This is a genomic window from Leclercia sp. UBA5076 (genome assembly GCF_002416465.1).
Lineage (GTDB): Bacteria > Pseudomonadota > Gammaproteobacteria > Enterobacterales > Enterobacteriaceae > Enterobacter.
Genome location: NZ_DIAO01000015.1, coordinates 82771 through 99573, shown reverse-complemented (window position 1 = coordinate 99573; position 16803 = coordinate 82771). Strand labels below are relative to the sequence as shown.

The 16803-nt window shown below is 64.2% G+C and carries 1 protein-coding gene; it reads right to left on the bottom strand.

Annotated elements, in window-relative coordinates:
* Positions 1 to 10 precede the first annotated feature (10 nt).
* Entirely contained in the window at positions 11 to 16171 is a 16161-nt protein-coding gene (locus tag B3X29_RS15410) for a BapA/Bap/LapF family large adhesin (protein WP_290557483.1), read from the bottom strand.
* Positions 16172 to 16803 lie beyond the last annotated feature (632 nt).

The window sequence follows — 16803 nt, the reverse complement described above, 5'->3', positions numbered from 1 at the left end:
GTTATTAGCGCTAACCGGTGATGATGTGATTCTGGTTAACCAGCTCCTCATAAGTTGTCTGAACGTTATCCAGTGTTACCAGTGTAGTATTCGTGTAAATATTTGCCGCTCCGTCCCGGTCGACGGAGATCACGGTATTGCCATTACTATTTGTGACGTGCAAATAGTTACCGAGCGTCGCGCTACTTCCGTTCCAGCCCACCAGCAGATCGCTGATATCGATCTTGTCTCCCTGCGCCAGTGAGAAGTTGGTCCAGTGGTCGTTACCGCCGTTGCCTGCCGTCCCGTTCCCCGCCGTGTTGTTCAGCACTTCGTAAATCAGCGTGTCGCCATAGGCGCTACCGGTAAAGGTATCGTTATGCTCCGTGCTGACGAACTTCGGTGCCATGTTGATGGTGAGGGTGGCGGTGTCGGTCGTGCCGTTATCGCCGGTCAGTTTGTAGGTAAAGGTCTCCTTCGTGGTCATTGAGGCCAGCGAGACGCCGCTGTTCAGGGTGTAGGTGTAGTGACCATCCACTCCGATGTTCAGCACGCCGTAATGCCCCTGAATGTTGGCGGTGGCGTTGGCCGTGGTGTACGGATCGAGGGTAGTGGTGGTGACGTTATAGCCGGTGATGCTCAGACGGCTGTCTACCGAGTGCAGCTGATCCAGCACGCCGCCGGAATCCGTCCCGTCGAAGATATTGCCGGTGACGGTGTGGCCCGCGGTGGTGAGCTCATTGTTCAGGTAGACGGTGGTACCGGTGACATAAGGCGTGATGGAGATCTGGCCTACTCCCAGCGGCCCCATGGAGCCGGTATAGCTCAGGGTGTAGGTCCCGGCGTCCAGATCCAGACCGGTGACGTTAATGGTCGCCACGCCACCCAGCAGCAGGCCGCCATTGAATGAACCGCTTCTGGTAACCCCTCCCCCGGTAATGGTCCAGTTTACGTTCAGCCCGCCCAGCGACAGCAGGGAGGCGACGTTAAAGTGGAGCACAACGTCATGCAGGGCGGTGTTGGCGTCCACCACAAACGTGCCGCTGCCCCGGCCGGTGGTGGATGCCAGCAGAGCGGCATTCCACGTCGCGTTACCCACCGTGTCATCGCGGTAGGCGGCAACCTGCGGGGTAGTATCCACCACCAGCTCGCGGCTGACGTCGTTCACCGCATCCAGCGCCACCGGTGTCGGGGTGATGTTCAGGGAGGCGGTGTCCTTATCGCCATTCGGTGCCGTCACGGTGTAAATGAAGCTGTCCGGGGTGCTGATTTGGTCGGCGCCCACCCCGGCGCGCAGGGTATAGGTATATTTGCCCTGGGCGTCGATCAGCAGCGTGCCGTACTCTCCCTCGATGCGGGTGGTGCCGGTGGCGTTCACGTTAACGCCGTTCACCTGGGTGACAAGCGTGCCCGCAGGCGCGATGTCACTTTGCAGCACGTCGCCGGTGGTGCTGGCGGTGGTGCTGGTGACGGCATAAACGTGGTCCTCAAGCACGTTCAGACGGTAGCCGGTCAGGGCGGTGACCCCCGAGACGGTGTTCATCAGGAAGATGTAATCCCCTGCCGGCAGGGTCAGGGTCAGCGGTGCCGAGGTGCCACCCAGCAGCGGCGCGCGCAGCCAGCCTGCCTCGGTGCGTACCCGCTCGTAGCTCTGGGTTGCCGGGTTGAACTTGTAGATATAGAGGTCAAACACCGAAGCCAGGGCCACCCCGCCGACGCTACTCTGGATGGTCATGGTGCGGGTGGTACCCTCCGCCACGCTGTACTTCATGGTCTCGCTACGATCGTCCAGCAGGTTGAGGTTCAGCACGTTGCCGAGGTTAACCCCCACCACGGTAAAGCCGCCCTGGCTTGACGGGCCGTAGTCGATGGACTGTACCTGCGTGCCGAAGGTCAGGGAGGCGGTGTCGTCCACCGCCGTCACGCTGTTGCGCACCGTGTTCTCACCCAGGGTAATCACCAGGCGGGCGTCGTCCGTGGCCCCTTTGCCGGCGATGTTATAGATGAAGGTGTCGGTCCGGCCCAGCACCGAGGCGCTGGTGTTGGTCAGGGTGTAGGTGTAGCTCCCGTCGGTGTGCAGGGTCAGGGTGCCGTACAGCCCGTTGATGGTGGTGCCCGCCGCCCCTGCCGCCACGTTGACGGTGACGCCGTTGGCGTTGGTCACGCTGGTCACCACCGTGCCGTTTGGCGCGCTGTCGCTGCCGCTCACCGGATCGATATCGGTGATGACGTTACCGTTTTGCACCAGCGTGCCGGACAGGGTACCAGCCGTGGTCTGGGTGACGTCCACGTCCAGGCTGGTGTATGACCCGGTTGCCAGCAGGTTGGTGTTGTAGCTCAGCACACGATACTGCCCGCCCGGCAGACCGGCCAGGTTCAGGGTCACGCCGCTGGCACCCAGGGTCAGCAGGTTGGCGAACTGCGGCAGGCCAGTATCCACTTCGGTGGTCCAGGAGCTGCCGTTCCAGCGCTGCACAATGATCTCCAGGGTGTTAAGCAGGGAGAGCACGATACCCGTGGCGCTGGCGTTGATCTCCATATCTGCGCTACCGCCGGTCGGTACGGTGAAGGTCACCTGGGCGGAATTCTCCCCCAGCAGCGACAGCACGTTGCCGACGCCGCCCACCAGCTGCACGCCGTAGTCGCTGTACTGGGCGGTGCTGGTGGTGGCGTTGGTGGTCAGGGCCAGCCCTACCACGTTGTCACTCGCGGACAGCGGCAGGTTTGGCGCAATCACCGTACCGGTGGCGGAGGTGTTGCCCGCCGCATCGGTGGCGGAAAGGGTGATTCGCTCCCCTTCGGACTGTCTGTCGAGGAAGGTGTAGCTCCAGTTGCCCTGGGCGTTAGCGGTGGTGGTCACCACGCTGTTATCGCTCAGCAGCAGGGTGATGGTGCTCCCCGCTTCGGCGGTCCCGCTCAGAACGCTGCCGTCGGCGTTAAAGGTTCCCTGCGGCGTGCCCGGGGCGACGGTATCCACGACAATCGAGCTCAGCGGCGTCACCGGGCTGGTGCCAACCGCATTGCCTGCGGTGGCGGTAAAGGCGTGAGGGCCATTACCCAGCGGCACGGTTGGGGTGTATGTCCAGACCCCGGCGCTGTTGGTGGTCACCGTGGCTAACAACACATTGTTGTCATACAGGGTGATGGTGGAGAGCGGCTGCGCGGTCCCGGTCAGCGTTGGGGTGGTATCGTCGGTGCGCTGCCCGTTGAGCAGATTGCCAATGATGCTGCCCACGTTGTCGTTGACGCTGGTGATGACTGGCGGATTCGGGATCACCGAGTACGGCACCCGCAGATCCACCGTCTGCCCCACGTTACCGGCCCGGTCGGTGGCGAAGAGGTGCAGCAGTTCGGCGTTCACCTGCGGCGTGGAGAGCGCGATGCTGAAGCGCCCGGACGCGTCGGCTACGCCGGTGCCCAACACGGTCACGTTGTCGGTGCCGAGAATGGTGACGGTGCTGCCCGCCTCGGCGGTGCCGTTAATCCGGCCCCCGCTCTCCAGTACAGTCAAGCCGCCCGGTGCCCCTGGGGCGATAGTGTCGACGGTGATGGCGGTGACCGGCGATGCTGCGCTGAGGTTGCCCGCCGCATCGGTGGCGGTGGCAGTAAAGTTATGTACTCCGTTGGTGAGGGCGGTGGTGGTCTGCGCCAGCGTCCACTGGCCCTGGGCGTTGGCCGTCACCTCGCCTACCAGCGTGGTGCCGTCGTAGATGCGCACTATTGCGCCCGCTTCGGCGGTGCCGTTGAGGGTTGGACGGGTGTCATTGGTCGGATTGCCGTTGATCACCGGGCCCTGGATCGAGCCGACGTCATCCACTACCGAGGTAATGACAGGCGCAGCCGGGGCGGTGGCATCGACATTCACGGTAAAGCCCGCGGTCGGCAGGCTGACGTTGCCCACCGCGTCGGTGGCGGTCACCGTCAGGGTGTGCAGGCCATCCGCCAGCGGGGTAGTTGGAGTAAAGCTCCAGGCGCTGTTGGCATCGGCCACCACGCTGCCGAGCAGCAGGGTGCCGTCGTAGATGCTCACCGTCGCGCCCGCTTCCGCGGTGCCGCTGAGGGTCGGTCTCGCATCGTTGGTCAGCTGGCCGCTGGTGAGGGTTGTCACCGCACCGACATCATCCACCACTGAGACCAGCACCGGCACCGCTGGCGGCTGGGTATCTACCGTCAGGCTGAAGGTATTGGACGGATCGCTGACGTTGCCCGCCGCATCCGTCGCCAACGCTGTAAAGTTGTGCGTGGCGTTGGTGAGCGGGGTGGTCAGGGCAATCGACCAGTTGCCGCTGGCATCCGCGGTGGCGGTGCCCAGCAGGATATCGCCTTCAAACACCTGCACCCGGGCGTTCGCTTCGCTGGTCCCGGTGAGCACCGGCAGGGTGTCATCGGTGCGCTGCCCGCTGGGGAGTGCCCCGGTTATGCTGCCGACATCATCCTGGGCCAGGGCGATCACCGGTGCGAGCGGTTTGACGGTATCGACAATCACCGTGAACCCCGCCGAGGCTTCGCTGAGGTTGCCTGCCGCGTCGGTGGCGCTGGCGGTGAAGGTGTGGCTGCCGTTACCGAGCGCCGTGGCCGGGGTAAAGCTCCACTCCCCGGCGGCGCTGGCCTGTACGGTGCCAAGGGCCACGCCGTTGTCATAGATCGTCACCGTGGCGCTGGCGGCCGCCTGGCCGGACAGGGTTGGGGTCGGATCGTCGGTCACCTGGCCCGAAACGGTGAGCGGCGTCTGGATGCTGCCCACGTTATCGGCGGCGGCCAGGATGGTCGGTGCCGCCGGGGCGGTGGTGTCTACCGTCAGGGTAAAGGCTGCGCTTGCAGGACCGGTGTTCCCCGCCGGATCGGTGGCGGTGAAGGTGACGCTACGCAGCCCCTCGGCGAGGGCGGTGTCAGGGGTAAAGGTCCAGTTGCCCGCGGCGTTAACCACCGCGGTGCCGACCGCTTCTCCATCCACAAGGATAGTGACAATCGAGCCCGCTTCGCCGGTGCCGTTAAAGGTTGGGCGGGTATCGTTGGTGATGCCGCCGTTGTTCACCGTGCCGGTAAGGGTCCCGACGTCATCCACCACGTTTGCCAGCACCGGTGCCAGCGGCGCGACGGTATCGACATTCAGGGAGAAGGCTGGAGAGGTGCCCGAGACGTTGCCTGCGGCATCGGTGGCGCTGACGCGCAGCTCGTGCGGCCCCTGGGCCAGGTCGGTGTCCGGGGTAAAGCGCCAGTTGCCGCTGCCGTCCACCAGCGCGGTGCCGATCTGCTGGCCGTTATCCAGAATGCGCACGGTGCTGCCCGCCACGCCGGTCCCGGTCAGTTCCGGACGCGCGTCATTGGTGATCTGGCCGCTGACCAGTACGCCGGTGTTGCCCGCCACGTCGTCATTAACGCTGACCAGGACTGGCGTCGCCGGTGGCGTGATGTCCACGGTCAGGGTATAGGCCCCGGACGCTACGCTGACGTTGCCCGCCAGGTCGGTGGCGATGGCGGTAAAGCTGTGTTGGCCCTCCGGCAGCACCACCGTCGGAGTGAAGCTCCAGATCCCGCTGGCATTGGCGACCACGGTGCCGAGCAGGCGAGTGCCTTCATAGAGGGAGACGCTGCTGCCCGCTTCCGCGGTGCCCGTCAGGGTCGGGGTGTTGTCGTTGGTGCTGCCGCCGCTGACCACGTTGCCGGTCACCGGCCCGACGTCATCATTCGCCCCGGTAATAACCGGTGGTGTCACCACCGTATCTACCACCAGTGAGAACGGTGCCGACGGCTGGCTCTGGTTGCCCGCCGGATCGGTGGCGGTGAGGAGCAGGGTATAGGTGCCATCCGCCAGCGGCTCGGCGGGGGTGAAGCTCCAGGCTCCGGTTGCGCTCACCGGTACGGTGCCGAGCACGGTATCACCGGCATAAATGGTGATCACATCCCCCGGTGTCGCCGTGCCGTTCAGGGTTGGCTGGTTGTCGTTGGTCGGGGTACCGCTAACCACTGAACCGGTGACGGTGCCGACGTTATCCACCAGCGTGCCCAGAGCAGGTGCCGCAGGCGGGGTGAGATCGATGTTCACCGTCGCCTCTGGCGACTGGCCGCTGGTCTGGCCGTCGACGGTGGCGGTGACGCTGAAGCTATGGCTGCCTTCACTCAAGGCGGTGGCAACCGGCAACGACCAGGCCCCGGTGGTGGCGTCAGCGGTGACGGTGCCCAGCGGCGTGGTACTGCCGTCGAGATAAACGGTCACCACGCTGCCCGGGATCGCCGTGCCGGTAAGGGTTGGCGTAGCGTCGTTGGAGCTGAGGCCCTTGACGTTGATGCTGCCGCCGGTGCCGTTGTCATCCACGATGGCGTCGATAACCGGCACGTCCGGCAGCGCTGGCGTGGCTGGAACGTCATACGATCCCGGCAGGCTGGTGTTGCCCGCCACGTCGCTGGCGGTCAGGCTCAGGGTGACCGCGTCGCTTTGCGGCGGGGTCAGGGCGACGGAGAACTGACCCTGGGCGTTGGTGACCCCGGTGCCCAGCACCACGTTGCCCGGGCCGGTCACCGTAATGATGGAACCCGCTTCGGCGGTACCGGTCAGCGGCGTACCGCCGGAGACAATCCCGGTCACCACCGGCGCACCCGGCGCCTGGGTATCAACGATCAGGTTAACCGGCGTGCTTTCGCTGGTGTTGCCCGCCGCGTCCCGCGCCACCACGGTAAAGGTGTGCGGGGCATCGGAGAGCGGGGTGCCGTCAGGGATCGGCAGCGTCCACTGGCCCTGGGCGTCGGTCTGCACCTCGCCCAGCGGTTGTCCGTCAACAGAGACGGTGATGGTGCTGAGCGGCTCCCCGGTCCCGCTCAGGGTCGGGGTGCTGCTGTTGGCGTAGAGCTGGCCGCCCGCCAGGGTGCTGTCGGAGATCGCCAGCAGCTGCGGGATGGCAGGAGGGAGGGTGTCAATGGTGAAGGCGAAGTCGCTCCCCGCCGCGCTGACGTTCCCGGCAACATCCACCGCCGCCACGGTCAGGGTGGTGGGGCCATCTCGCAGTTCCGACGTGGTGATGCTCCAGATGCCGTCAGTGACCTGGCCGCGTCCCACCTCAATGCCGTTGCTGTAGAGAATCACCGTGGTGCCGTTCTCTCCGGTACCGGTGACGGTTGGGGTATTGTCGTTGCTGCTGCCCCCCGCCGTAATGTTGCCGGTGACCGGACCGACGTTGTCGTCCACGATGCCGATAGTTGGGATCGCTGGCACGACGCTGTCAACGGTGACGGTCATGCTGCCCGATACCGGCGATGCGTTGCCCGCCGGGTCGGTGGCGGTCAGGGTGAAGCTGTGGCTGCCCTCCGTCAGCGGCAGGTCCGGACGCCACGTCCAGTTGCCGTTGATGTCGACCACCACTTCGCCCACCGGATTGTTTCCGTTGAGGGTCTCGTCATAGATGGTGATGATGTCGTCCGGCGTGCCTGTGCCGCTCAGCACCGGACGGGTATCGTTGGTGGCGCCGTTGTTGGCTACCGGGCCGGTGATATCGCTGACGTTATCCGTCACCACCGGCAGCGCTGGCGTCTCTGGCGCTTCGGTATCGATGGTGATGCTTACCGGCTGGGATGGCGCACTCTCGTTGCCCGCGCCGTCGCTGTTGGTCACGGTCAGGCTCAGATCGTAGGTGCCGTTAGGCAGATCCGCAGGCGGCGTCCAGGTCCAGGTCCCGTCCGGCTGCACGGTGGTTTCACCGATAGGGGTGGTACCATTATAGATGGTGACGAGATCCCCCTCATTCCCGGTCCCGCTCAGGGTTGGGGTGGTATCACGGGTGCTGCCCCCACCGGTAAGCGGGGTCTCGCCGCTGCCGTCCGGGTTGACGGTGATAGCCGGAATCTCCGGCGTGGCAGGCGGCACGTTATCCACCACCAGGTTAAAGGTGCCGGAGGTGGCGATGTTGCCCGCCGCATCGCTCACCGTGGCGGTCAGGGCGTGGGTGCCGTTCCCCAGCGGCGTAGTGAGCTGTACGCTCCATGCCCCCGTCGCGCTGGTGGTGGCGGTGCCCAGCAGGGTGGTGCCGTCATAGAGGTTAATCTGCGCGTTCGCCGGACCCGTTCCGCGGATCAGCGGCAGATTCTCATCGGTCGGCTGGTCGCTGAGCACGTCGCCGGTGACGCTGCCGGTGTTGTCCACGGCCAGGGTGATGACCGGGGCGGCTGGCGGTACGGTATCGATAGTGATGTTAAAGGCGGCGGACGGTTCACCGGTGTTCCCGGCGGCATCGGTCGCCACCACGGTGATGACGCGCAGTCCTTCGCCCAGCGCCTCCGGCGGCGTGAAGGTCCATTCGCCCCCCGCGCCCACCTGGACAGTGCCCACTTCCTCGCCGTCCACCCGAATGCTGAGGGTGGTGCCCGCCTCCCCGGTCCCGCTCAGGGTTGGCTGGTTGTCGTTGGTGGCGCCGTTATTGCTGATGGCAACCGGGCTGCCGGAGAGATCGTTGATCGCCTGGGTAATGACCGGGGCGTCCGGGGCGGTGGCATCCACTACGATGCTCCAGCTGTTGGACGGCGCGCTGTTGTTGCCCGCGGCGTCCGCCGACTGCGCGGTCAGAACGTGACCGCCATCAGGCAGCGGTGCCGTCAGCTGGATCTCCCAGGTTCCCTCTGCGCTGACCTGGGTGGTGCCAACCAGATCCGTGCCGCTGTAGAGCAGGATAGTGGCGTTGGCAACGCCGGTGCCGCGCACCAGTGGCGTGTTGTCATTGGTGGTCTGCCCGTCGTTGATGGTGCCGGTATACGCACTCACGTTGTCCACCACGTCGGTGATCGCCGGAACGGCAGGCGGCGTGGTGTCCGGAGCGACGATCTGGCCTTCCGCGCCGGTGTTCCCGGCCCGGTCGGTTGCCGTTACCGTCAGCAGTTCCCCATTCTGTTTTGGCGTGGTGAGGGTAAGGGAGAAGTTGCCGGTCTCGTCAACGACCCCGGTGCCAATCACCGTGTCTCCATCGCGCACGGTGATGGTGCTGCCCGCTTCGCCCTGGCCGGTGAGGGTATTGCCGTTGTTGAGCACGGTGAAGCTGCCCGGCGCGCCCGGGGCGATAGTGTCAACGGTGATCGACGTAACCGGTGACCTCGCGCTGAGGTTGCCCGCAGTGTCGGTGGCGGTGGCGGTGAAGTTATGCACCCCGTCGATGAGAGCGGTGGTGGTCTGCGCCAGGGTCCACTGGCCCTCGGCGTTAGCGATCGTCTCGCCCACCAGGGTGTCGCCGTCGTAAATACGCACGATGGCCCCCGCTTCGGCGGTGCCGTTGAGGGTCGGACGGGTATCGTTGGTCGGGTTGCCGTTGAGAACAGGCCCCTGTACCGAACCGATGTCATCCACAACCGAGACGATGGCAGGCGCTGGCGGCGCGATGGTATCCACGTTGATCACAAATCCGCTGGTCGGCGGGCTGACGTTGCCCGCCGCGTCGGTGGCGGTCACCGTCAGGGTGTGCAGACCGTCGCCCAGTGGGCTCTGCGGGGTAAAGATCCAGGCGTTGTCGGCCCCGACGAGCGCCGTGCCCAGCAGGGTGGCGCCGTCGTAAATGTTCACCGTGGTGCCCGCCTCTGCCGTGCCGCGCAGCGTCGGGTTCGCATCGTTGGTCAGCTGGGCGTTGTCGAGGATGCCTCCGGCGCCGACATCATCAGTGACCGAAACCAGTACCGGCGCCGCTGGCGGCTGGGTATCGACGGTCAGGGTGAAGGCGGCGGATGGATCGCTGGCGTTGCCCGCGGCATCAATGGCTACCGCCCTGAAGCTGTGCTGAGCATCGCTGAGCGGCTCGGTGAGCGTGGCCGTCCAGTTTCCTTGCGCATCCGCCACGCCAACGCCCACCAGGGTTTCGCCTTCAAAGATCTGTATCCGGGCATTCGGCTCGCTGGTGCCGGTGAGCACCGGCAGGGTGTCGTTGGTGCTGCTTCCGCTGGCGAGCGCGCCGGTGCCCGGGGCGACGTCATCCTGGGCCAGGGCGATCACCGGGGCTACCGGTTTAAGGGTATCGACAATCAGGGTGAAGCCCGGCGAGAGCTCGCTGACGTTGCCCGCCGCGTCGGTGGCGCGGGTGGTAAAGGTATGGCTGCCGTTGTTGAGCGCCTGGTCTGGGGTGTATGTCCAGTCACCCGCTTCGTTGGCCTGCACGGTATCGATCAGGGCGCCGTTGTCATAAATATCCACCGTGGCATTGGCTTCAGCCCTGCCGCTCAGGGTCGGGGTGGTGTCGTCGGTGGTCTGGCCGGAGGTGGTGATCGGGTTCTGGATCGTCCCGACGTTATCGCTGATGGCGGTGAGGGTCGGCGCCGTTGGCGCCTGGGTATCCACCGTCAGAACAAACGGCTCGCTGGCATCCCCGGTATTTCCGGCGACGTCAGTGGCGGTAAAGCGAATGCTGCGGGTGCCCTCTTCCAGGGGCTGATCGGGCGTGAAAGTCCAGCTGCCCGCGGCGTTAACCACCGCGGTGCCGATCTCCCGATCGTCAACAAGGATACGGATCGTGGCACCCACTTCGCCGCTGCCGGTAAAGGTTGGACGGGTGTCGTTGGTGGTATCGCCGCTTGCCAGCGTGCTGGTGGCCGCGCCGACATCATCCACTACGGTGATCACCACTGGCGCCAGCGGGGCGGCGGTATCCACGTTCAGCGTGAAGGCTGGTGAGGTGCCCGAGAGGTTGCCTGCGGCATCGGTGGCGCTGACGCGCAGATCGTGCGAGCCCGGTGTCAGATCGGTCCCAGGGATAAAGCTCCAGTTGCCGCTTTCGCTGACTAAGGCGGTGCCGATCTCCACGCCGTTATCGAGAATATGCACGGTGCTGCCCGCCACGCCGGTCCCGGTCAGTTCCGGGCGGGTGTCGTTGGTGACCTGGCCGTTGGTCAGCGGCCCGGTGCTGCCCTCCACATCATCGTTGACGCTGACAATGACCGGGGTGGCCGGTGGGGTCATGTCCACGAACAGCGTGTAAGCACCGGATTCCGGGCTGACGTTACCCGCGCTGTCGGTAGCCACTGCGGTAAAGCTGTGCTGACCTTCCGCCAGCACGCGGGTGGGGGTGAAGCTCCAGGCGCCCGTGGCGCTGGCGGTGACGGTACCCAGCAGCGTAATGCCATCGTAGATCGCCACGCTGCTGCCCGCCTCCGCGGTGCCCGAGAGGGTAGGGGTGTTGTCGTTGGTGCTGCCGCCGTTAGCCACGTTGCCGCTGGCCGGATCGACGTTGTCGTTAGCGCCGGTGATAAGCACTTCGCCCGCGCTGGTATCCACCACCAGCGTGAACGGTGCCGAGCGCGGACTTTCGTTGCCCGCCGGATCGGTGGCGGTCAGGGTCAGGCTGTAGGTGTCATCATCCAGCGGCTGGGCGAGGGTAATGCTCCAGGCCCCGGTGTTGCCCACCGTTGCCGTACCGAGCACGGTGTCGCCTGCATAGAGGGTAATGACGTCGCCCGGCGTCGCTGTGCCGTTAAAGGTCGGCAGATCATCGTTAGTCGGTCTGCCGCTGACGATGGCGCCCGAAACCGGGCCCACGTCGTCCACCACGCTACCGAACGCCGGGGCGGATGGCGGGGTGATATCGATATTGACCGTCGCCTCCGGCGACAGGCCGCTGGTCTGGCCGTCAACGGTGGCGGTGACGCTGAAGCTATGGCTGCCCTCATCCAGGGCAGTTTCAATCGGGAACGACCAGGCGCCGGTGGTGGCGTCGGCGGTGACGGTGCCCAGCGGCGTGGTGCTGCCGTCGAGATAGAGTGTCACCTCGCTGCCCGGGATGGCGGTGCCGGTGAGGGTCGGGGTGGTGTCGTTGGAGCTGCCGCCTTTAACGTTGCCGCCGGTACCGTTGTCATCAACAATCTCGTTGATGACCGGCACCTCCGGCAGCGCTGGCGTAGCCGGAACGTCATACGATCCCGGCAGGCTGGTGTTGCCCGCCACGTCGCTGGCGGTCAGGTTCAGGGTGACCGCGTCGCTTTGCGGCGGGGTCAGGGCGACGGAGAACTGCCCCTGGGCGTTGGTGACCCCGGTGCCCAGCACCACGTTGCCCGGGCCGGTCACCGTAATAATGGAACCCGCTTCGGCAGTGCCAGTCAGCGGCGTACCGCCGGAGACAATTCCGGTCACCACCGGCACGCCCGGTGCCTGGGTATCAACGATCAGGTTAACCGGCGTGCTTTCGCTGGTGTTACCCGCCGCGTCGCGCGCCACCACGGTGATGGTATGGCTGGCATCGCTCAGCGTGGTGCCCTCGGGCAGCGGCAACGTCCATTGGCCATCGGCATTGGTCTGCACTTCGCCTACGGCGTTGCCGTCGATAACGACGGTGATGGTGCTGAGTGGTTCACCGCTGCCGCTCAGGGTCGGAGTGGCGTTGTTCACATAAAGCTGGCCACCGGCCAGGGTGCTTTCAGAGATCGCAAGCAGCTGTGGGTTACCTGGCGGTTGGGTGTCGATGGTGAAGGCAAAATCGTTGCCCGCGCCGCTGACGTTCCCGGCAGCATCCACCGCCGCCACGGTCAGGGTAGTCGGGCCATCTCGCAGTTCCGGAGTGGTGATGCTCCAGCTGCCGTCAGTGACCAGGCTGCGTCCGACCTCCACGCCGTTGCTGTAAAGGATCACGGTGGTGCCGTTTTCGCCGGTACCGGTGACGGTCGGGGTATTGTCGTTGCTGCTGCCGCCCGCCGGGAGGTTGTCATCCACGCTGCTGATAACCGGGATCGCCGGTACCTCGCTGTCGACAGTCACGGTGATGGTGTTTGAGATCGCCGAGACGTTACCCGCCTCGTCGGTGGCGGTCACGGTAAAGCTGTGCTGCCCCTGGGCCAGCTCGTCATCAGGTCGCCAGCTCCAGTTGCCGTTGATGTCGACCACCGCTTCGCCCACCTTGACGTTGCCCGTGGCGGTCTGGTCGTAGATGCTGATGGTGTCATCTGGCGTGCCCGTGCCGCTCAGTACCGGACGGGTATCGTTAGTGGCGCCGTTGTTGCCAACCGGGCCGGTAATTTCACTGACGTTATCGGTAATTACCGGGGCGGCAGGCTGATCCGGCGCGTCGGTATCGATGGTAATGCTCACCGGCTGCGACGGGGCGCTCTCGTTGCCCGCGCCATCTTTGTTGGTCACGGTCAGGCTGAGATCGTAGGTGCCGTTAGGCAGTCCTTCTGGCGGGGTCCAGCTCCAGCTCCCGTCTGGCTGGACGGTGGTTTCGCCGATTTTGGTAGTGCCGTCGTAGATGGTGACGATGTCGCCTTCCGTACCGGTACCGCTCAGGGTTGGGGTGGTGTCGCGGGTGCTGCCGCCGGAGGTGAGGATCGCTTCCTCGCCGCCGTCAGGATTGACGGTGATCTCCGGTAGCGCCGGAGTGTCTGGCGCGAGGGTATCCACCACCAGGTTAAAGCTCTCCGAGGTGGCGGTGTTGCCCAGCGCATCGCTGACGGTGGCGGTAATGGTGTGAGTGCCATTCCCCAGCGGGACGGTCACTTGCAGGCTCCATTCGCCCTGCGCATTGGTGGTGGTGGTGCCCAGCAGAGTGGTGCCTTCATAGAGGGCGATCTGCGCGTTCGCCGGGCCGGTGCCGTAGAACACCGGACGGGTTTCGTCGGTGGGCACGTTGTTGCCCACATCACCCTGCACGCTGCCGGTGTTATCTGCCACCCGGGTAATGACCGGGGCGGCGGGGGCGGTGGTATCAACGGTCAGCGTAAAGGCGTCGGAGGCGGCGCTGTTATTCCCGGCGGTATCTTTCGCCACCACCGTGATGGCGTGCTCCCCATCCTCAAGCGCCGTCGCCGGGGTGAAGTTCCACTCGCCGCCGCTGCCCACCTGCGCGGTGCCCACCTCCACGCCATCCACCAGAATAGTGATGGTCGACCCGGCTTCACCGGTGCCGTAGAGGGTAGGGCGGTTGTCGTTGGTGGCGCTGTTGTTATTAATCACGCCAGCGGAGTCAGGCAGATCGTTGATCACCTGGACGATGGCAGGCGTACCCGGCGCGGTGGCATCGAGAATAATGCTCCAGGTGTTGGACGGGCCGCTGCGGTTGCCTTCACTGTCCACCGCTTCCGCCCGCAGGACGTAGCCGCCGTCCGCACCCAGCTCTGTTTGCGCTGACCAGTTGCCGTCCGCATTCACTACGGCAGAACCGACCACAACGTCGCCGCTTAAGATGTAAATGGTGCTCCCTGGTTCCCCGGTGCCGGTGATAACCGGACGGGTGTCGTTGGTGATCTGACCCTCGAGAACCAGGCCAGTGACATCATCCACGTCATCAACCACGCTGTTGATAATCGGCGCCTCGGGCGGGGTAACGTCCGGGGCGGCAACGGTGCCCTGCGGCCCGGTATTGCCCGCGGCATCGGTGGCGGTAACCGCCAGTGCCTCACCGTTGAGCCTTGGGGTGCTGAGAAGAATATTGAAGTTGCCGTCAGCGTCCGCCACCCCTCTGCCGATCACGTCGTCGCCATCGCGGATGGTGACGGTGCTGCCCGCCTCCGCCTTACCGGTAACGGTGGCGCCATTCAGGGAGATTTGCAGATCGGTTGGCGCGTCAGGCGGGGTGACATCCCCCACCACCGCAGTGGCGGGCTGGCTCTGGTTCCCGGCGGCATCGGAGGCCACCACGTTGAGGGTATCGCCTTCGTTTTGCGCCTCGTCGAGGGGGATCGTGAAGTCGCCGTTGGCATCGGCAGTGCCGCGGCCAATTTCGTCCCCGGCACCGTTGGTGATGATGATGTTACTGCCCGGCTCGGCGGTACCGACGACCTCGGTGCCGCCCGGGATCAGGCTAATGGTTGGCTGGTCCGGTGGCGTACGGTCGATGGTAAAAGCAAACGGCTCGGAGGGGGCGCTGGTGTTGCCCGTGAGATCCGTTTCCGTCAGGGTGAGGGAGTGTGGCCCGTCGGCAAGGGGCGTCTCCGGAGTAAAGCTCCAGGTGCCGTCTGCGCCGACAACGGTCTCGCCTACGAGCTGGCCGTTATCATAAATCCGGATGGTGCTGCCCGCCTCACCGCTGCCGTTCAGGGAAGGGCGGTTGGCGTCAGTGGTCTGCCCGGCGGCAATGACTCCCTGTATCGTGCCGGTGGTGTCATTCACCGTCACGCCGGATGGCGCATTCGGCGCGACGGTATCCACGGTAAAGCTGAAGGCCGGGGAGGCCGGTCCGGTGTTACCCGCGCCGTCGGTGGCCCGGGTGGTGATCTGATGCGCCCCTTCGCCCAGCGCGCTGGCCGGGGTAAAGGTCCAGCTACCCTCGCTGTTGACCTGCGTGGTGCCGATGGCGTTGCCGTTGTCGTAAATCGTGATAGTGGCACCGGGTTCGCCGCTGCCGCTAAAGGTAGGGCGGGCGTCATCGGTGGTCTGGCCGCTGGTGAGCGACCCGGTTACGTTGCCCACGTCATCGACCACGCTGGCGACAACTGGCGCTGCGGGTGGGGTGGTATCTGCGGCGGTCACCGGGGTGCCCGGGCCGACGTTGCCTGCGCCGTCGGTTGGCGTGACGGTCAGGGTTTCCCCGTTGGTATAAGGCTTGCCGAGATCGACGGTGAATTCGCCGTTGCCGTTGGCCTGGCCCCGACCGATGACGTTGCCGTTGGCATCGGTAACGGTGAGGGTGCTGTTGGGTTCGGCGCTCCCGCTAAGCTGGGTGCCATCTGCTGAGAATCGGAGGTTGGCGGGTGCGCCCGGCGGGGTGGTGTCGTTCGGGCTGCCCGGGAGGTTGGGGCTCCCGCCGTTGTCGCTGCCACCGCCGTTATCAATGCCGCCGTCACCGTCGCCATTACTTCCGCCACCACCACCACCACCACCGCCGCCACCGCCACCAGCGGCCAGCGCAATGCCCCCTGCGACCGCCACTCCGCCCAGCGCCCACGGCCAGATCGCCGCTTCGCCCGCGGACGCGGTTGTGGTTCCTGCCAGCAGGGCATCAATGGAGGCTATCGACTGATATTGCTCTGCTGCCATCGGGTCTGCAATCCACCACAGCGCACCGTTGTCCTCTTCCAGTACCAGCTGGCTGATACCGTTATCGCCGCTGACGAAGAAGTTTTTGACGGTAATGGTTTCGCCGTCGGTCAGCTTAACGATCAGGTCATTCCCGCTGCGGTTGTACTCGAGAATGTCAGCCCGTTCAGCGTTGATTTTTACAATGGAGGAATCATTCAGCGTCACCTGAGACCCGTCTGTTACTGATTCGACGTGCGTCAGTTTGGAGATGACAGTGATTTTACTCATGTGTATTACTCCCGGCAGAGTGCAGAGAAACGGCGTCTATTTTTCGCCATTTCTTTTCAGCAGATTAAGCGCCACCCAAAGGGATATTGTTTATTTAAAACAATGACCCTGGGTAATTATGTGAAAGTGATTAAAAGCTGCCGATATAGAGATGGTGGCAGCGACATTTAGCCTTTGATACTCAAGAAATAATGCGATTGGGAATATGTTTTCAGCGGTAAAATCCTTGTCTTTAATAATGGTAAGAATTTGTGATTGACTGAATTTGATATAGCCAGAAAGTACCAGAAGTGCAAATTAAGCGTGAGTTAATAAATGGTTAGTCATATTTAAAATATTGCGCTGTGCAGTGTGAAAATGGCGGTGGCAGGCGTGGCGCGGCTTGCAGGTGTCTGCTGAGCGAGGCGTGTGTAGAGATTTTTGTTTTTAATTTAATGAGATAGCGGCATTTGGTGAGGGGGAGGTATTTTATGAGGGTATTTTAGTGTGGCTGTATAAATATTTAAATGGGAGTGAAGTTGATATTGAATATGATATATTTGAGAAGGATTTTAATATTGCCGAATCTGGGTTGAATTAATAAAGAGTTGTGCTATTTAGATGGGCGTATAAGTTAAGGCAACCAGGTTATT

Excerpts from the sequence above, each read along its gene's own strand:
- B3X29_RS15410 (WP_290557483.1), bottom strand. The coding sequence starts at position 16,171 with ATGAGTAAAATCACTGTCATCTCCAAACTGACGCACGTCGAATCAGTA.